The organism is Oceanobacillus damuensis, from assembly GCF_001618145.1.
Lineage (GTDB): Bacteria > Bacillota > Bacilli > Bacillales > Amphibacillaceae > Oceanobacillus > Oceanobacillus damuensis.
On record NZ_LQNF01000003.1, the window covers coordinates 147,926 to 167,489 of the forward strand.

The window sequence follows — 19,564 nt, forward strand, 5'->3', positions numbered from 1 at the left end:
CAATGGATCATACGTCTTTTGAATATGCTTGTCATGTTCCATCTGAATGGGTTGATTATAACGGCCATATGAATGATGCCGAATATGCGAGGATATTCAGCCTTGCTGTCGATAGCTGGATGGAAAAAATCGGTCTCGATGCCGATGCAAGGGAACGTTATGCCTATACGATTTTCACATTGGAAACCCATCTTTGCTATTTACAGGAAGCACATGAAAAAGAAAAACTCACGGTTTCCCTTCAGCTCCTTGATATGGATGCAAAAAGAGTCCATGGAATTTTTCTTATGAACAATGAAGAAGGACAACGGATTGCAACAAGTGAGCAAATGCTGATGGGAATTGATGCAGCCAGTAATCGTCCTGCACCATTTCCAGAAGCTGTTAATGAAAAAATCATTGAAATCTATAACAGGGATAAGGAAATGGAAAAACCGATACAAGCAGGACGGACAATAGGGATAAAGAGATAGTTCGTTCATAGACAAAAGAAAAGAGGAGAAAAGAAGCATGAATAAGATTGAAGTAAAAAATCTGACGAAAATTTTTGGTTCCCATCCTCAACAAGGTCTTAAACGAATGAATAATGGGGAAACGAAAGAAGAAATTTTGAAGAAGACTGGAATGACAGTTGGTGTCAGCCAGGCGAATTTCTCCGTAAAACCAGGAGAAATCTTCGTTATTATGGGGCTATCCGGAAGTGGTAAGTCAACTTTAATTCGTCTGGTCAACCGGCTAATTGATTCAACGAGTGGTGAGGTATACATCGACGGGGAAGACATCACCCAGATGAATAAAAATAAGCTGATCGAAACACGCCGTAAAAAACTTGCGATGGTGTTTCAAAAGTTTGGTTTGTTGCCGCATCGTACCGTATTGAATAATGTCGCGTATGGCCTGGAACTACAAGGTATTAATAAACAGGAACGCGAGGAACGTGCTGAAAAAACAATTGCAGATGTTGGCTTGAAAGGCTATGAAAGCAGTTATCCGAGTCAGTTGAGTGGCGGTATGCAGCAGCGTGTCGGACTGGCGCGTGCACTGACAAACGACAGTGACATTCTGTTAATGGATGAAGCATTCAGTGCACTCGATCCGATTATTCGTAAAGAAATGCAGGACGAGCTGATCCGTCTGCAAAATAAACTGGAAAAAACAGTGCTGTTCATTACGCATGACCTTGATGAAGCATTAAAACTTGGCGATCGGATTGCAATTATGAAAGACGGGGAAATTGTTCAAATTGGCACACCGGAAGAGATTCTTGAAAATCCTGCCAATGATTATGTCTCAAGTTTTGTTAAAGATGTGGATCGTTCCAAAGTTCTGGATGCCAGCGTTGTTATGAAAAAACCCGAAGTGCTCGTTACCTATAAGGATGGTTTACGGGTGGCTGTAAGAAAAATGGAAGATGTAGGCGCTTCAAGTATCTTTGTCGTAGATAAGGAGAAGAACTTCAAAGGCCTGCTGACCATTGATGATGCTATTCGGGCTTACAAAGAAGGCATACCGATGGAAGACGTTCTAGTAGATAATGTGTCGATAACATCTTCAGATACATTGCTGAATGATCTTGTCGGAATAGCTGCCGAGGCTAAATATCCAATAGCAGTAGTAGATGAAGGGAAATTAAGTGGGATTGTCTCCCGAGTATCAATCCTTTCAGGTCTTGTACTTGGTAAGGAAAGAGAGGAGGAAACAGAATGAATTATTTCAATTTCCCGCTCGAGGATGTTACCAACGATTTTGTAAATAATTGGCTGCTGCCAAACTTTAGTGGTTTTTTTGATGAAATCAGTGTCATTCTGCGATCTTTTGTAGATTCCGTTACAAATGTTTTGATTGCTACACCAGCTGAAGTAATTGCGCTTATCTTTGTTCTGCTTGCCTGGTGGATATCTGGAAAGGGTGTTGCGTTTTTTGCTGTCATTGGATTTTTATTTATCGGATCGATTGATTTATGGGATGAGTCGATGCAGACACTAGCAATTGTCATTGTATCAACAGTAATATCCATCATTTTCGGTGTTCCAGTCGGAATTTTAAGTGCAACGAATTCAATCATTGATAAAATTGTCAGGCCAGTTCTTGACTTTATGCAGACATTACCAATATTCGTTTATTTGATTCCTTCCATTTTATTATTTGGTTTAGGAGGAGTGCCTGCAGTAATTGCGACATTTGTATTTGCTGCACCACCAGCAGTAAGAATGACAAGTCTTGGTATTAAACAAGTACCTGAAGAAGTCGTTGAAGCTTCCAGGGCATATGGATCAACACCAAAGCAGTTATTGCTAAAAGTGCAATTGCCACTTGCTATGCCAACCATTATGGCCGGTGTCAATCAGACGATTATGTTGGCATTATCGATGGCAGTAGTTGCATCAATGATCGGTGCACCTGGACTTGGATCAACCGTATTGACAGGTATATCCCAGGTTAATGTAGGTCTTGGATTGACTGGTGGACTTGCGATTGTTGTATTGGCCATTTTGCTGGACCGAATTACACAAGGAATTACAAAAAAAGTTTAACGTGAGGAGTTTTATGGATGAGAAAAAAATTATTATTTTTAACAGTATTGCTAACCGTGTTAGTGCTGGCAGCATGTTCATCAAGTGATGAAACATCAAATGCGGCAAATGAGGAATCAGGAGATAAACCTGTCATTACCTTTGGTGTAACTCCATGGACAAGTACTGTACCACCAACAGAAGTAGCGAGCCTTATCTTGCAGGATATGGGATATGAAGTGGAACAAACGAGTGCAGATGCAGGTAACGTCTATATTGGACTTTCCCGAGGAGATATCGATGTGTTTATGGATGCATGGCTCCCGGCACATGAAGTTTATTTGGATAAATACAGTGAAAACATTGAAAGTGTTGCTGTTAGCTATGATGGAGCAGATGCAGGTTGGGTTGTCCCTACCTATATGGAAGATATAAATTCTATAGAAGATATCAAAGGGAATGAAGAACTGTTCAAAAACGAAATGTATTCCATTGAAGAAGGTGCAAGTGCAACTGGAATTATTGATGAAATGATTGCTGACTATGAACTTGACATAAACCAGGTGAATTCCTCAGAAGGAGGTATGATTGCACAGGCAATGCGCTTGATGCAGCAGGAAGAACCAGTAATTTTCTATGGATGGCGCCCACATACCATGTTCAATAAATTTGATTTGAAATTTGTTGAAGAAAATCGTGGCCACTTTAACAGTGCATCTGTTGAGGTTATCGCAAATAATGAACTAAAAGAGAATGCTCCAGATGTGTATGAATTCCTAAGCAATTGGACGATTTCGATTGATGATGTGGAATATATGATCCAGCAGATTGAAGATGAAGGTCGTGATTCTGCCGAAGTAGCACAGGAATGGATCGACAACAATCAGGATTTAGTAGATGAAATGCTTGGAGAGTAATCTTTAAAAGAAGGTGATGGACATGTTGTAGCTTCAAGAGCTTCAACGTGTCTATTCCTTTATCTTAGGCTTTTTTTGTAATGTTTGTTGCTTAATGGTAGTCGGGAGTTGATATAAAATGCGAAGTAAATTAAGTTTATTCGTGGAGATAAGTGCTCTTGCCGCCGTTCGGGATCGCTCTGGGCGGGTGCGCATCCTTAGGGCACGGCCTCAGCCCCGAAGAGAAAACCACTCTTCTGGTCTTCGGACACGTGCTTTTCCCGCAGGACAAGGAAAGCTTCGTCAGCTTTCACATCGCACGAAGGAAATTGATTTGTATTTCCGAGGAGTCACCGCCCGCCGCTCACCCGGACTGGTGAAACTGTGTGTTGCTAGTTTAGCTATTGCACAGGTAGTAATTGAGAGTAATCTTCAAACAAGCTCGGGGGAATACACGGAGACTCCTACGGGAAGAAAGGAATAGGTGAGACAACGTAGCGCTTTAGCGCAAGTTGGCTCACCAGCCGCCCGTGGAAAGCGCAGTGTATTTCCCCGAGCGGTCGCCGAAGACACCTTTCCCGCGTCACGGCTTATTCAAATCCAATTGTAATTAATTAAGTTACGTCGCAGTTAACATATTTTTTGTCATAAACAACAATTTCTTTGGTGAACGAGTAACCGCATCTCAAACTTTTAGAAAACAGCAATATTTAATAACAAGTGAGGGGTAGAACAATGAATGAAACGAGTAAAAATGTCCAGATTATTGTAGATCGAGAAGTTGCATGTACCCTGCGTGATGGAATAAAATTATATGCCAATATTTATCGGCCAAATGACGATGGTAAATATCCGGTTTTACTTACGCGTCTTCCATATGATAAAAATCTTCCTAATTTTTCACACCGGTATATCGATCCTATTAGGCTTGCCATGAATGGGTATGTTGTAATCATCCAGGATGTACGCGGAAGATTTGCTTCTGAGGGAGAATTTGAGCCATTTGTACAGGAGTTGAAAGATGGATATGACACGGTCGAGTGGGCAGCAGCACTACCATATGCCAACGGTAAGGTCGGTATGTTCGGATTATCTTATTATGCTTTTACGCAATTGTATGCCTTGATGGAGCAACCACCATCTCTAAAAGCAATTTTTCCTGCTATGACTGGTCATATATTTGGTGATGCTTTTAAACAGAGTGGTGTGCATATGCTGGCTTCCACAGAAACATGGGTATTGGATTCTGTTGCTGCTGATTATCTGAAGCGTAAACAGTCAGCTGAACAGTATGAACATACGATACAGGAGATTACGAATGATTTGGATAAGATGGATGAATGGCATGGATTCAAGCCTGTTAAAGAGTGGCCACCGGTCAAAAAGCATCCGGAACTTGTGGAGTTTTTCAGAAAATATCTGCATCAGGACTTCACAAAGGATGCTATGAAGCAATTCAGCTTCAAAGGGGATCCAAGTGAATTAGGTGTTCCGGCATATCATCTTGCTGGATGGTATGATAACTTTTTAGACGCTACAATCCGAAATTATGAATCGATGAAAGGATCTGCCAATAATCAGAAATTGATTATCGGGCCATGGGGTCATGGCATGTTTCATTCTGAACTTGGCGAGCGTAATTTTGGCATTAACAGTTCAGGTAATTCCATAGAAGGAAAAGAAGATATAACAGGACTGCATATCAAATGGTTTGATTACTGGTTGAAAGCTGATTTCGAGCAGCTTCCTGAAGATGAGGATCCTGTGAAAATCTTTATCATGGGAGAAAATAAATGGCGTTCTGAAAAAACATGGCCGTTGGAGCGGACCGTCTATACACCGTACTATTTACATGAAAATGGATCACTGTCTAAAAATGATCCAGCTGAAGAAGCACCGGATTCGTATGTTCATGATCCGAATCATCCTGTTCCAACTACTGGTGGTGGCGTATTATTTTACAATGGCAGAGGTGCTGGGCCACGTGATCAGAGCGAGTTGGAAAAACGGGATGATGTGCTTACTTATACATCAGAAGTCTTGGATACTCCTGTCGAAGTGACCGGTTGGATCAAGATGAAGCTTTGGGCTTCATACGATGCTCATGATACAGATTTTGTTGTAAAACTTATTGATGTTATGCCTGATGGAACTGCCTATAACCTGACAGACGGTGTTATTAGGGCTAAATATCGCGGTGGTAATGGGGGTAATAATCATTTACCAGAGGAAATCGTTGAGTTGGATGTGGATATGTGGGCGACAAGCAACGTATTTTTACCTGGACATTCCATTCGAATTGAAATTTCATCAAGCAGTTTTCCACGATACGATGTGAATCCAGGAACAGGGAATACAACAATTGATTCAACGGAAATGGTAACATCCAATCAAAAAATCTACCATGACCAAGAACACCCATCACATGTAATATTACCAATCATTAACTAGTGCCTGTCACTCCCCGAATTTTGTCGAAAACCGAACAGTGCCAGGCACCACCCGGATTTTGTCGAATATTATTAAAGGGCAGGAAATCGTTAACAGATTTCCTGCCCTTATTCATGTTTTGCCTACTTCCCAAAAAAAAGAGATTGTCCTTAGCTCGGGACAGGCAGTCACAACATCAACTAAATATTTTCAGAAATCCCATCTCGAAGGAAACGATCACGGCTGTGGTGAATCCAATCAGCATTACTAATGGAAAGAACCAATCTGTTTTCCTGATGGTAAATTGGCGGTAAAAGGTTCTGTCTTTATCCCCTGTAAATCCTTTCGATTCCATTGCCATCGCAGTTCTTTCGGCTTTACGAATTGCGCTTGCAAGCAGCGGAATGGAATAGCGTTTGTAATTATTCCATTTTTCCTTAATTGTTTTCGCCTGGTTCACCCCGCGCACACGATGTGCATCGTGAATAATTTTTATTTCGTCACGCATCATGGGCAGGAATCGATAGCCAGCCAAGACAGCATAAGCAATTTTAGGCGGCAATCGCAATTGCTGCATCATGCTCAGAATAAAATGAGCAATGTTTGTTGTGAAAATAAACAGCAAGGACAGTGCTGCAACATTGAGCACCCTCAAGGAAAGTGCAAGAGCGGTAAGAATGGATTCCCTTGGGTATTCCATGCCAAATATCAGAAGAATATCATTTTTGTTTGCTGGTGCATCAGCAAAGATGACAGTCGTCCAAAGCATTCCAAAAGCAAAGATCATAAAAGGTATAAAATACAATACATATTTTTTCCATGCCACTTTCCCAAATAAAAATGTAATGGATACTGTCCAAATCAGAAACAGCGACGGTGTAATAGGATCAAAAATTAATGCCAGCAGTACAACAAACAACAATATCGTCAATGCTTTTAAACTTGGATTAAGACGTTGTAGAAACATAATAAGCTTCCTCTTCACATATTTTTTGAATCTGGACCGAGACAGGGAGCTCAAGCTGCCATTCTTTTAATTTTTCTGGAGTCATGTCCCATAACTTTTCCGGCGGGCAATCGGCGACAGGCGCTCCATTATTCATGACGATGACCCTCGTTGCATATTGGTCCACAATTTCCATATCATGCGTGATCATTACAATTGTCGATCCTGATTGATGACGCTGCTGTAATAGGTGCATTAGCTCAGCATTTGAATGTGCATCCTGGCCGAACGTAGGCTCATCGAGAAGCAGGAAGGATTGATCGTCCACTATCATCGTCGCAACGCTCAAGCGGCGTTTTTGCCCCTGGCTTAATGAGAAAGGATGTTCATGCTTCAGCTCAAGCAGTTCACAAATTTCCAATATCAAATTGACTTTTTCTTCCATATTGTTTTCATTTTTTAGTTGCAAACTGAATGCAACCTCCTCAAACACAGTATTCGTAATGAATTGATGCTCCGGATTTTGAAAAACATACCCAATTTCCTGGCGCAGAAGCGATTCTTTCCAATCCTTCAATGCTTTTCCCTTTACCATGACACTTCCGGAAGAGGGCTTTTGAATGCCTGCAAGTATCCTGGAAAGAGAGGTTTTCCCACTGCCATTCGCTCCAACAATGGCGATAAATTCCCCGTCCCCGAACATGAGGGAGACATTGCTTATGATATCTCGTCTTTTTGTGGACCATGTGACATCATGTGTTTCAACAATCGTATCTGCCGTATATGCTGCTGTGCGTTTCCTCGGTTGTGGTTTTACATTAACTAATGTGGAAGCGAACTTGGAAAATTCCTCAACGGTGAGTGGAAGCTCCTCCAAGTCCGGCTGGCTATTTAATAAATACTGTGCCGTTTTTGGCAGCCAGATGCCTTGTTCCATCAATTGCAGACGATTTCTGCGTATTGCATGGCGTAATGAACCATCATAAAAGATTTCGCCTTGGCGATTCAGCAGGAGGCATCTTTCCGCTAAATCGGTCCAGCCTTCCAGCTTATGCTCAATAATGATCAGCCCAAAGGGAATTTTCCCCTGCAAATTTTTGATTGTTTCAATTAAATCTTTTGTTGCAATGGGATCCAAATTGGCAGTAGGCTCATCCAAAATAAGCAGGGATGGCTCCAAGGCAAGTATGCATGCAAGGGCAAGTTTTTGCTTTTGACCGCCAGATAATGATGCAATGGCAGATTCTTTGTATTCCTGCATGTGAACCAGTGAGAGGGCAGCATCAATTTTTGCTGACATCTCTTCAAATTCTTCACCGATATTTTCCAACCCAAACGCTACTTCATCTTCAACAGTAAGCATGCAAAACTGTGTTTCCGGATCCTGAAAAACAACTCCGACCTGTCTGCTTAGTTCACCTGGTCGGTAATCGGTTGTTCTTTTACCATCGATAAAAATGTCGCCTTCCATCTCACCATCCAATTCACGGGGGAACAGCCCGTTTAAACAGGAAGTTAATGTGCTTTTTCCACTTCCGCTTGGGCCAAGTAATAAGACACTTTCACCAGGATTTAGCTTGAAGCTAATATTGGATAGAATATTGCTTTGACTCGTTTCAAAACGTAAGCAAAGCCCGTTTACTTCCACAAATGGTTTCATGCCGCATTCTTCTTTCGGTATTCTTTTCCTAATGCAAAGCTTGACAGGACACCAGTTTGTGCCAGCCCATCACTCAATGCTTTACCAAGCAGTCCTGCAATCAATGCCCCACTGATCATACGGACAATGAACATGGCGGTCACATAGCCAGGTGCAAGTGCCGCATAACCACTCATGAAATATCCATAGATAAAACTAGTCACTGCGGAACCGACACCGGCAGCCATCAGTATCCATACGGAATAATTTTTCCAGCGGGTTGCAGCAAATGCAGCTTCCGCACCTAGTCCCTGAACCATCCCGGTAACGATGAGCATTGGTCCTATTGCATTCCCAATTAATACTTCAACCATTGCCGCAATCGTTTCGGATAGAAATGCGGCTCCAGGTTTCCGAATGATATAGGCTGCAATAATGGAAACGATGAACCAAATACCAAAAATGAAATCATAACCAATTGGTCCAAAAAATCCGACCAGAACCCCGCCTAGAGGTAAAAATGCTAAGTAAACAACTCCAAAAACGACAGATAGTGCTGCCATCACAACAATTTCCTTAAATCTCCAATTAGCCATTTGCTGCATCTCCTTTATGGGAAGGGCTGTTTGCTGAAATCGATAAGGTCATAACGGTGTGACTTGATCCGCCTTCAACGGTTGCCTGGAAGACCTGTTCCAACCCATCAAAAATCGCTGTGGCCTCTCCATCCAGACGTGTTGAATAATGTGCCGGGGATACGGTAACATGTTTTTTCATTGCTTCAATCTGTCCATAGATCACATCCATATAATCTCCGCCGCCTAGTGGGTAAAGTGAAAATTTGGATGCGACTGGTTGTTTGATGTCTTTTACACTTTCAAAATTTAGAGGTGTTTCATCCTCCGCCATGTATGCCTCGCCTTGGGAATCTCCAGGACACCCGAGGGAATAGGTTGCCTGAAATGCTACATGTTCTCCGGTTTTTGCTGCGTGAAGAAAGACTGCTTTTGTTACATCAAATACATGGACAAGCTTCCCTCTTACTGTTGTTGTAACGTCATCCGTTTTCATATGAACCTTGGAAGTATCGACTTCCTCAAGTGCACCCAGGATGATATCGATAAATTGATTGCTCATCGGGTGAATGGAAAAGCTTGCTCCTGCGATATCGCTTTTTGTACATGCTTGACTTTGATTGACCATGTAAATTTCCTCCTCGTTAAATTTTTTGAATAAAAAAGACTGCATCCCGGGGGAATGCAGTCTTATTGTAGGTATCTTTACTATTGCAAAAATGCAGATATACATGTCGACCGCACTTCCCCACGCTGGTATTATCCAGTTCGGGTGCAAAGGGTCAGAACAAAACAGTTCTTCTCAGCCGTTCAAACAGCTCCCCCAGCGCTACTAATTATGAAATTTTCTAATTATAGCCTAACACGATACATGACCGATGTAAAGACAGCAGTGCCGACTGTAGTGCCTGTCACTTCCCGAATTATGTCGAAAACCGAACAGTGCCTGTCACTTCCCGGATTTTGTCGAATGGCCAGTATGTTGCCACTGCCGGTTTCAGCTCCAATGAAAGCGGGTATAAAAGCCTATCTGATTTATTCAGTACACTACAAGGTAAAGGTGGGTGATTCAGCATGTTATTTACAATTATATCCTGTGCTTTTTTTATGGGATTGGTCGCATGGTATTCGTATGTGAAAACGAAGAATACGGTGAGTGATTCAGATGGGTACTTCCTGGCGGGTCGCGGATTGACTGGTGGCTTCATTGCTGGATCGCTGGTGCTGACAAATTTGTCCGCAGAGCAATTGGTTGGGTTGAACGGACAGGCATATAACGCCAATTTATCCAATATGGCATGGGAAGTAACTGCTGGTTTGTCTGTTATTATTTTGGCTTTAATCTTATTACCGCGCTACCTCGGTGGAGCTTTTACGACACTTCCTCAGTTTTTGAGTAACCGATTTGATAATGGGACGCGTACATATGTCGTTATTTTGTTTATGCTTGGGTATGCCTTTGTAACGATACCATCTGTACTGTATTCAGGTGGAATTGCCGTGCTTCAGCTGTTCAATGTACCGGAGCTTTTGGGGATTTCCCTTGAGCAGGCGCTTTGGATTGTTGTCTGGATTATCGGGATCATCGGTGCTGCTTATGCAATTTTCGGCGGTCTGCGGGCGGTCGCTATTTCCGATACATTGAATGGGATTGGTCTTCTTATTGTTGGTCTGCTCATCCCGATTCTTGGGTTTATTGCCCTTGGGGATGGAAGCATGGTGGAAGGGATGAAAACAATCTCTACAGAAAATCCGGAAAAATTGAATGCGATTGGTTCAGCGGATGACGCAGTCCCGTTTGGCACGATATTTTCCGGGATGATTTTTATGAATCTCTTTTACTGGGGGACCAATCAGTATGTTATTCAGTGAACCCTCGGAGCAAAGAGTTTGGCGGAAGGGCAAAAAGGGGTGCTGCTTACAGGATTTCTGAAAATAATGGTTCCGTTCATGATGATGATCCCTGGGGTGATCGCATTCCATCTGTATGGGCCTTCCTTGGCAACGATGGACTTAGCCTATCCAACTTTGGTAAATGATCTTTTTCCCGCGTTATTAACGGGTTTTTTCCTTGCTGTATTGCTAGGTGCAGTATTATCGAGCTTCAATTCATTATTGAACAGTGCCTCTACGATGTTTGCATATGACATATACAAGGCAGCGATTAAAAAGGATGCTACCGATAGGCAGATGATCCGCGTAAGTCAGTGGTTCGGCACTTGCCTTGCACTCTTTACGTTTTTCATTGCTCCATTGCTTTTACGGGCTCCGGATGGATTGTGGAACATCATCAGGGAGTTCACGGGGTTTTTCAATATACCGATCGTAGCTATTGTTCTAGTCGGGATTTTTGCAAAACGGGTACCGCCAATTGGACCAAAGATAGTCATTATATTTCATGTGATTACCTATTATATGCTGCTATGGGGATTACCTGCCTTCTTTAATGTGGAGGTGCCAATTAACTTTATTCACATCTCTGGAATGTTATTTGTTATTGAAGTAGCTATTATGCTTGTGGCAGGAAAAGTCAAACCATTGCCTAAGGATTTTGTGTTTAAAGCGAATGCAAAAGTAAATACGACTCCATGGAAATATGCGGTTCCAGTCTCAATACTGCTGTTTGGATTGATGGTGTTTGTGTATATTCTGTTTTCACCGATTGGACTCGCATTTGCTGACGGTATTGTTTCCCAGTGGTTCTGGCCTGCCAGCATCGCATTGGTGATTGTTACAGCATTGCTTTATTTCCTTGCGTTAAAATTATGGAACCAGAAACATGCAGTAGCGGAAAACGAACAAGAAAAATTGCAGATTTAATGCTGCAATACTTATCGACAAATTTCGGGCGGTGCCTGGCACTGTTCGGTTTTCGACAAATTTCGGGGAGTGACAGGCACCTTAAAATTTAGTATAGTAGATTAAAAGATTAAAAGATTGAATGATAGAAAAGGAGATTTGATAATTGTCCAGAGTAGCGTTTAGTCGTCTGATGTGTCTATTTTTTTCTTTATTTGTTCTCATTTCATTTGCCCCTGTAACCTCATATGGTATGGATAGTAATGAGGTTGAGGTGATCATAGGGTATGAAAATGAAGCTGGGAAACAGGTAATATTGGAAAAAAGTAGTGAGCTGGATTTTGATTTTAGTCGCATATCCGCTGTTGCCGTAACTATTGACCGAAATAATCTAAATGAATTCTATGACAATCCCAATATTACGTACATAGAAAATAATGCAGCTATAAAACTATCAAATACTGCTCAAACAATTACAGAAATTTCCGGGACGGATAGCGTAAACGAAACAGAACATTGGAATATACAATCAACTGGTGCCCCATTTGCATGGGCAGAAGGTTTTACCGGTAAGGGAATTAATATAGCAATCATTGATACTGGCATCTCCTCACACCCTGATCTGGAAATCGCTGGTGGATATTCAGCGGTTGATTATACAACAGAATGGACGGATGATAATGGCCATGGGACACATGTGGCTGGCGTTATCGGTTCAAAGCGGGATGATATTGGTGTTGTTGGTATTGCCCCAGAATCCAGCCTTTATGCTGTCAAGGCACTGGATGCTGATGGTAAAGGTGGGATATTCAATGTAGTGGATGCTATTGAATGGTCCATTGAAAACAACATGGATATTATTAATCTTTCCTTAGGTTATGAAAAGGATAGCGAAGACAGCGAAGCATTGCGAAATATGCTGGATGAGGCGTATGACTCTGGAATACTTGTCGTTGGAGCAAGTGGCAATGATGGAAACAGTGTCACCTATCCGGCCAAGTATGATAGTGTTATCGGGGTTTCCGCTGTAGATGGACGTTTGAACATTGCCGGATTTTCTTCAACTGGGGCGGAAGTGGAATTTTCCGCACCTGGATTCAATATTATCAGCACTTATTTGAATGATTCATATGGGATGGGAAGCGGTACATCACAGGCATCACCGCATGTGAGCGGAATGCTCGCCATATTGAAGCAAAAGTTTCCCCAGATGACAAATGGTGAACTCCGGGAAGAACTAATTAACCATACTGAAGATTTAGGAGAGCCAGGAAGAGATCCACTTTACGGCCATGGATTTATTACCTACACTCCTGATGATCAAATTGCTCCCGGAGAAGTTGCAGACATTAAAGTGAATGAATCAACTGCTGATTCTCTTTCAATAGGGTGGAAAAACCCGGAAGATGAGGATTTTTCTTCGGTCGCCATCTACTGGGATGATTCCTATCTAACAACTGTTGATAAGGATGAAGAAGCTGTTTATTTCGTGGAGGGATTGGAAGCTGATACGGAATATACCTTTACTTTTTATACCGAGGACATTTTCGGAAACCAATCTGAAGGTATATCCTTTACGGCACGTACAGTAGCTGAGGAACCCGAAGGAAATAATGAAGAAGTTACCATTAAAGAAAAAGACGATGAAGCAACGTTGGATAACGAACAAGATGAAAAGAAACAGAACAGCACTAGTGATTCTGATAATGAGCAAGTGGCCGTGACACCTGTAACAGATAAACCTAAGGAGGAGCAATTGAGCTCCGTTAAGGGAAAACACAGTTCCGAGAAAGAGGAGCAGCCCGCCGTATCAGACACAGTCGATGATTCAAAAGGTACCGATGGTGAACAAGGGGTTATTTCAGAAGATAATGAGGTTACTGAAGAGTCTCCTTCCAAAAGACCAGCTGCAGAAAAAGCATCACAAACGAGTGGCCGAGGAAATGCTAACCCAGTTGATTCAGATAAAATCAGATCTTCGCTTAATTCAGGGAAAAATAAGGAAGACGTTAGTGACTCGGAACAGAACGAAGCGGAAGAAAAAGAACAATTCGAGCTGACTCAACAGGCTGATGAAGGATCAGATGAAGAAAAAGACGAAGAAAATACAGAAGAAAAAGAGAGCGAAAGCAAAAACATTTTTACGCGTTTCTTCAACTTTATCGGAAACTTATTTGTAACAATAATTGACTGGCTAGGCAGCCTATTTAGTTAGGTGCCTGTCACTCCCCGAATTTTGTCGAATAAAAAGGCTGCAAGAATTAATGTTTAGTATGGACATTAAGCAGGGCAGCCTTTTAATATGTATATTAAAGATATGCAGTATTTCGGTGCTGTAATCGACAATTTATGACAAAAACCGGGAAGTGACAGGCACCATCCTGGAAAGAAATGGGGAATATGATGATGAACAGTTACTCTGAAGGAAAAATAAAAGCATATCAAGATAAAAATGAAAACCGTGCTCGTTTTTTAATCAAGTGTCCAGACCAGCCGGGAATTGTAGCGGCAGTGTCTCAATTTCTATATGAACACGACGCAAACATTGTAGCTTCCAATCAATATACAATAGACCCTGACGGTGGGGAATTTTTCATGCGGGTTGAGTTTGACTGTCCGAACCTTAAAAGTCGGAAAGAAAAGCTGGAAGAGTCATTTATTCCACTGGCAGAGAATTTCCATATGGACTGGAAAATCATGTATGTGAGTGAACTTAAAAATATGGCGATCTTTGTTTCGAAAGAACCACACTGCTTGCTCGAGCTTCTTTGGGAATGGCAAAGCGGCGATCTCATGGCAAATATTTCTCTTGTCATCAGCAATCATGAAACATCAAGAGAAATGGTAGAATCACTGGGTATCCCGTACTATTATATCCCTGCAAACAAGGAAATACGCAAGCAAGTTGAAGATAAACAGAAAGAGCTGCTCAAGCAATATGATGTGGACCTGATTGTGCTTGCGCGCTACATGCAGATTCTCACGAATGATTTTGTCCGGGGGTACGAAAACCGGATAATCAACATCCACCATTCATTCCTGCCAGCTTTTATTGGAGCAAAGCCATATGAGCGCGCATACCAGCGCGGGGTAAAGATGATCGGGGCAACTTCCCATTATGTAACGAGTGACCTGGACGAGGGTCCGATCATTGAGCAGAATATCGGCAGGGTCGACCACCGTGATAATGAGGAAGATATGAAAAAAATTGGCCAGTCCATCGAGCGGAGTGTGCTTGCTCGGGCAGTAAAATGGCATTTGGAAGACAGGGTCATTGTGCATCAGAATAAGACGATCGTTTTTTAAAAGAAAAAATAGTAGATGCTCCCCATCAGACAGCAAGATATTTTTTATTGCTGTCTGATGGGGAGTTTTTGCATTCTTATGGAATAATTGTTAATACGTTTGAAAACTGCAAAAAATAGCATTAAACATAGTAGATTCCCTCTAATATTTAGACATAACACCCTTTTTACTAGATACCGAAAACATAATCCCCTATCATTCGCAGCAATCTGTTTTAACCTAATAGGTAAATAGAATCAGAGATAATCACGAATATAGTTCCAAATGATTATTTTAGAATAATAGATTGTTATTACAATTTTTATACTATAAAATCGATTACAATAATTGAAATAACTTATATAGTTATTTTACAAAACTATCAAGGGGGAAAGTTGATGTACAAAAGTAAATACAAGCAAGCAGTATGTATTCTATTTAGTGTTTTGCTAGTTTTGACACCTTTTGCCAATGTACAGGCTGAGGGGTTTGATTATGATGAGAATTTTGTAAACTCTTACTATGAGCAGGAGCCAAGTGCAATAGGGAATGGGGGAGCAGTAGCAACAGAGCATCCGCTAGCATCAGAGGCGGCCATTGAAATTATGGAAAAGGGAGGAAATGCGATTGATGCTGCCATTGCTGCTGCAGCTGTGCAAAATTTAACACGACCGTTTTCAGGTGGAATTGGTGGTGGGGGAATGATGAACATTTACTTTGCAGAGGATGAAGAGAATGTAACACTTACCCATCGTTCTATGTCTCCCGCTTCGTTTGATATAGAATCGTTTGAGGACGAGAACGGAGATATCTACCCAAGTGACGTACGTATAAATGGAGGCAGATCTGTAGGAGTCCCTGGTACCGTATTAGCATGGGAAGAAGCCTTAGATAACTATGGAACGATGACATTAGCAGAGGTTCTTCAGCCGGCTATTACATCAGCTAAAGAGGGATTTGTCATTGATGATAACTTTGTCAGAGAAGTTACTGAAAATGCAGATCGTTTCCGTTTGTTTGAATCGACATCCGAGATTTTCTTGACGGAAAATGGGGAAATTCCCGAGGCTGGCAGTATATTAAAAAATCCCGATTTAGCATATGCATTTGAGCTGATAGCTGAGCATGGAAGTGAGGTTTTTTATAATGGCGAGATTGGAGAGGCCATAATAGGGGCGGTAAATAATCCGCCAACAGTTGATAATCCTGGTGCTGAGGTTTTAGCAGGAGAAATGACAATGGCAGATTTTGCCGCTTATGAGGTGGTTACTGGAGAACCAATCACGACGACGTACAGGGGATATGATTTTTACGGAATGCCTCCTGTGTCCAGTGGTGGCCTTTTAATTGGAGAAATACTTAATATTCTTGAGGCCTATGATCTCAGCAGTATGTCAGATACGGAATTTTATCATCATTTTATTGAAGCTTCCCGTCTGGGATTTGCTGATCGCGGTGCCTATCATGCGGACCCAGAACATATTGATGTACCAGTTAATGGATTGATTTCAAAACAGTTTGCTGCAGATCGTCGTCAGCATATAAATGATACGGCAGCCGTCGGAAAAATTGCTCCTGGGGATGCTTGGAAGTATGAAGAAGACCCCAATCGTGATCCTGATCCATTACCGGAGCTCGAAGCGAATTTCTCTTATGATTTTGCCGGAGATCAAGGGGATGCATGGGATAGTGACACGTTTTTTGTAGATACATCTTATGATACGACATTCGAGCTTGATGGAGAGGGGTTTGCTAACCTTCATATAGGAGATCGCAGAAATTCAGCCGGTCGTGCAACAGCTCAAATGGAATGGTCGGAAAATCAGGAATTATTAGTACCGTTTCGAATTAATGATCCTGGTCCAAATCGGTACATGCGTTTTTGGTTACGTGCTGATGGCTTTAATTTAAGCTCGAGTCCACATAACGGGTATGGGGTGGAAATCCGCTCTGGTTACAATGATATCCGATTGATTAATAGAGCTGATGGTGAAGGTGGAGCCTTCGCCCAATTCGATCATGATTTGACAGACGAATTACAATGGCTGCGATTTAAAGTTGTAGACAATCAACTATCTGTAAAAGTATGGAAGGACGGTACTGAGGAGCCAGAGAACTGGAATCTGGTTGTCGAGGATGATTCTGTTACAGATCCAGGAAGATTATTGATCAGTACAATTGAATTCGAAGACACAAACGGTGGTGGATCCTTCAGTATAGGACCACTTCAAGTGGAAGAAACGGACGAACGAAGCCCTGATTTAGAACCTGGATTTGAATACGACTTTTCCGGGGCTGAAGGTGATGGATGGGATAATGGTAAATTTTCCACTGAGACCGAGGATGGTGCCGTAGTCGATCTTGATGGGGAAGGATTTGGCCGTGTTGAACTTGCTGATCAGGATAGATCATCAGCAAGAATGTCAGCGCTAATGAAGCCAGCTGAAAATCAGGAATTGCTTGTCCCGTTCAGTATGGACCCAGGTAATAGCAGGGATCTGCGTTTCTGGTTGCGTTCAGACAATTTCACGAACCTTCAGAGTCCGAGTAATGGATATGGTGTGGATATTCGATCAGCATGGAACAGTATTCGGCTCGTGAAAACTGTAGATGGTTCACTTCAAGAGATTGGGCGATTCAATCATACAGTTACAGATGAACTGCAATGGCTGCGATTTAAAGTTGTGGATGAGCAATTGTCTGTAAAGGTCTGGAAAGGTGGGGAGGACGAACCTGACGACTGGAACTTGATTGCTGCAGATGATTCGGTTTCTTCTCCTGGAAAATTACTGATCAGTGCCCGGGAGTATAGGGATGGAGAGGGTGCAGGCGGATTTAAGATAGGATCCATCTCAGTAGAGGAAACGGATGAACAAACCTATACAGAACAAGGGTTTTCCCATCAATTTACCGGTGATGCCGGTGACCCATGGGATGAAAGCAAGTTTACACTTTATACTAGAAATTCCATTATGGACCAAAGTGGAGATGGTTATGGACGCATTGAGATACCAGAAAATACGTCTTACGGAACTGCAGTTGCCAATATGAGTGCAGCTGAAAATACAGAAATGCTGGTTCCATACCAATTTACAGATATGGATGAAGGTTCCAATCCACATCTTAGATTCTGGCTGCGTGCAGACTACCCTTCTCCGACTGTTTCACCATACAATGGTTACGGGGTTGATATCAGACCGTCAGAGGACCGAATTCGCCTGGTCAAAGCAGTGAATGGCGATAACACATGGTACCATGACATTGCATATGAATTTACAGATGAAGAACAGATGCTGCGGTTTAAGGTTGAAAATAACCAAATTTATGTCAAAGTATGGAATGGAAATGATGAAGAACCTAGTGAGTGGAGCTTTGTGACAGAGGATGATTCAGTTAGCACATCCGGAAGCCTGATGATCGGTGCGTATGAGTTCGGAACAGATGGTGCTGGAATTCATATTGGTGATATTCAAGTTGAGGATTTGGAAGCTTCCACGGTTGATAGCATGCAAACAGAATCTCAAGAAAATGAGCAAGATGAAACGGAAGAAAATTCTGATGAAGAAAAGAAGAATAGTGAAACAATTAATTTAACCGTAGCAGATTCGTATGGAAATGTTGTTGCATATACGAATACCATTGTCTCTATCGGTGGAAACGGTATGGTGGTTCCCGGGTATGGATTTTTACTGAATGATGTTTTGGCTAATCGGACCCGTTCTTTTGCCGCGGAAGGAGAGCCTAATAGTGCCGCTCCACATATGAAACCGTTAAGCACGATGGCTCCTACGATTATTATGCAGGATGGCGAACCTGTCTTTGCGGGTGGTGCTCCTGGCAGCCTTACCATTATTTCAACCGTAACACAAATTATTTTAGCTTATCTTGATCGTGGTGTGGAATTGCCGGATGCAGTTGAAATGGCCAGGCTGTCACAACAGAATAAAATATCTGGCAGAACAATTATTGAAAAACAATTTACAGAGACAGAAGAATATGAGGAGTTAAAAGCTCTGGGGCATAAATTTGAAGTTTCTGATCTTACTCAAGGTATAGGGTCATTTAACGGAATAGGATTTATGCCGGATGGTAATAAGCAGCCTGTTGCAGAAGCGGTTCGCAGGGGTGGCGGAAGTGCCATGGCGTATGATATAAATCTGGAACAAATGAATAATCTGTTGGAGCATTATATAGAAACAGCTGAAGTTAACGATCCGCTTAAAAGTCAGTTAACTACCAGCTTAAATCAAGTAGAACACCATGACGACAAAGGTCAAATGGAACAGTCAATAAAGAAGATGGAAGACTTTTTGAAGAAAATAAATAACAACGAATTGGAAAATCATATTTCACAAGATGCCAAAAATGCACTAATTAGTCACGCAGAGACTTTGATTGGGCAATGGAAGTAATGAATTGTGCTTGAGAAAAGCAGAACTATTTTAAGAGGCTGGGCCATAAGTAAAAGTCCCATTACAAAA

At 41.9% G+C, this 19,564-nt stretch carries 12 protein-coding genes, 1 pseudogene and 1 riboswitch; of the genes and pseudogenes, 9 read left to right on the forward strand and 4 right to left on the reverse strand.

Annotated elements, in window-relative coordinates:
- Positions 1 to 2 precede the first annotated feature (2 nt).
- The 5 genes from A4245_RS04275 to A4245_RS04300 all read left to right on the forward strand — a co-directional run bounded on the left by A4245_RS04275 (position 3) and on the right by A4245_RS04300 (position 5,860).
- Positions 3 to 473: a thioesterase family protein gene (locus A4245_RS04275; RefSeq protein WP_067726004.1), complete on the forward strand. Its 471-nt coding sequence runs from the start codon at positions 3 to 5 to the stop codon at positions 471 to 473.
- 37 nt (positions 474 to 510) lie between these two features.
- Positions 511 to 1,707 carry a quaternary amine ABC transporter ATP-binding protein gene (locus A4245_RS04280; RefSeq protein ID WP_067726006.1) on the forward strand — a complete coding sequence of 399 codons (1,197 nt, stop codon included), beginning with the start codon at positions 511 to 513 and terminating at the stop codon, positions 1,705 to 1,707.
- Positions 1,704 to 2,534, forward strand: a complete 831-nt coding sequence (locus A4245_RS04285) for an ABC transporter permease (protein WP_067726008.1) — start codon at positions 1,704 to 1,706, stop codon at positions 2,532 to 2,534. The genes A4245_RS04280 and A4245_RS04285 overlap by 4 nt, the downstream gene beginning before the upstream one ends.
- 17 nt (positions 2,535 to 2,551) lie before the next feature.
- The gene (locus A4245_RS04290; protein ID WP_067726011.1) at positions 2,552 to 3,430 is read left to right on the forward strand and encodes a glycine betaine ABC transporter substrate-binding protein; all 879 of its coding nucleotides are present in this window, start codon (positions 2,552 to 2,554) and stop codon (positions 3,428 to 3,430) included.
- A 714-nt stretch (positions 3,431 to 4,144) separates the two neighbouring features.
- Positions 4,145 to 5,860, forward strand: coding sequence for a CocE/NonD family hydrolase (locus A4245_RS04300; protein ID WP_067726015.1), 1,716 nt, complete (start codon positions 4,145 to 4,147; stop codon positions 5,858 to 5,860).
- 175 nt (positions 5,861 to 6,035) lie between these two features.
- Here the strand turns inward: A4245_RS04300 and A4245_RS04305 are convergent, their stop codons facing one another.
- Genes A4245_RS04305 through A4245_RS04320 form a run of 4 tightly spaced genes read right to left on the reverse strand, consistent with a single transcriptional unit; the run spans position 6,036 to position 9,627 of the window.
- A complete protein-coding gene (locus A4245_RS04305; RefSeq protein ID WP_067726017.1) occupies positions 6,036 to 6,806 on the reverse strand; it encodes an energy-coupling factor transporter transmembrane component T family protein in 771 nt (256 codons plus the stop codon).
- Entirely contained in the window at positions 6,787 to 8,445 is a 1,659-nt protein-coding gene (locus A4245_RS04310) for an ABC transporter ATP-binding protein (protein WP_067726019.1), read from the reverse strand. The genes A4245_RS04305 and A4245_RS04310 overlap by 20 nt, the downstream gene beginning before the upstream one ends.
- On the reverse strand, positions 8,442 to 9,020 hold the full coding sequence (locus tag A4245_RS04315; RefSeq protein WP_067726021.1) for an ECF transporter S component: 579 nt from the start codon (positions 9,018 to 9,020) through the stop codon (positions 8,442 to 8,444). The genes A4245_RS04310 and A4245_RS04315 overlap by 4 nt, the downstream gene beginning before the upstream one ends.
- Positions 9,013 to 9,627: a YkoF family thiamine/hydroxymethylpyrimidine-binding protein gene (locus A4245_RS04320; protein WP_067726023.1), complete on the reverse strand. Its 615-nt coding sequence runs from the start codon at positions 9,625 to 9,627 to the stop codon at positions 9,013 to 9,015. Before A4245_RS04320 ends, A4245_RS04315 begins: the two co-directional genes overlap by 8 nt.
- A 100-nt stretch (positions 9,628 to 9,727) precedes the next feature.
- Positions 9,728 to 9,834, reverse strand: a riboswitch (TPP riboswitch).
- 239 nt (positions 9,835 to 10,073) lie between these two features.
- Between A4245_RS04320 and A4245_RS04325 the strand changes: the two are divergent.
- The 4 genes and pseudogenes from A4245_RS04325 (at position 10,074) to A4245_RS04340 (ending at position 19,495) form a co-directional block, all read left to right on the forward strand.
- Positions 10,074 to 11,819 (forward strand): annotated as a pseudogene (locus A4245_RS04325) (solute:sodium symporter family transporter).
- 145 nt (positions 11,820 to 11,964) lie between these two features.
- On the forward strand, positions 11,965 to 14,013 hold the full coding sequence (locus tag A4245_RS04330; RefSeq protein WP_067726025.1) for a S8 family serine peptidase: 2,049 nt from the start codon (positions 11,965 to 11,967) through the stop codon (positions 14,011 to 14,013).
- Positions 14,014 to 14,204: 191 nt separating this feature from the next.
- A complete protein-coding gene (purU, locus tag A4245_RS04335) occupies positions 14,205 to 15,104 on the forward strand; it encodes a formyltetrahydrofolate deformylase (RefSeq protein WP_067726027.1) in 900 nt (299 codons plus the stop codon).
- A 377-nt stretch (positions 15,105 to 15,481) separates the two neighbouring features.
- The gene (locus A4245_RS04340) at positions 15,482 to 19,495 is read left to right on the forward strand and encodes a gamma-glutamyltransferase (protein ID WP_067726030.1); all 4,014 of its coding nucleotides are present in this window, start codon (positions 15,482 to 15,484) and stop codon (positions 19,493 to 19,495) included.
- Positions 19,496 to 19,564: the final 69 nt, after the last annotated feature.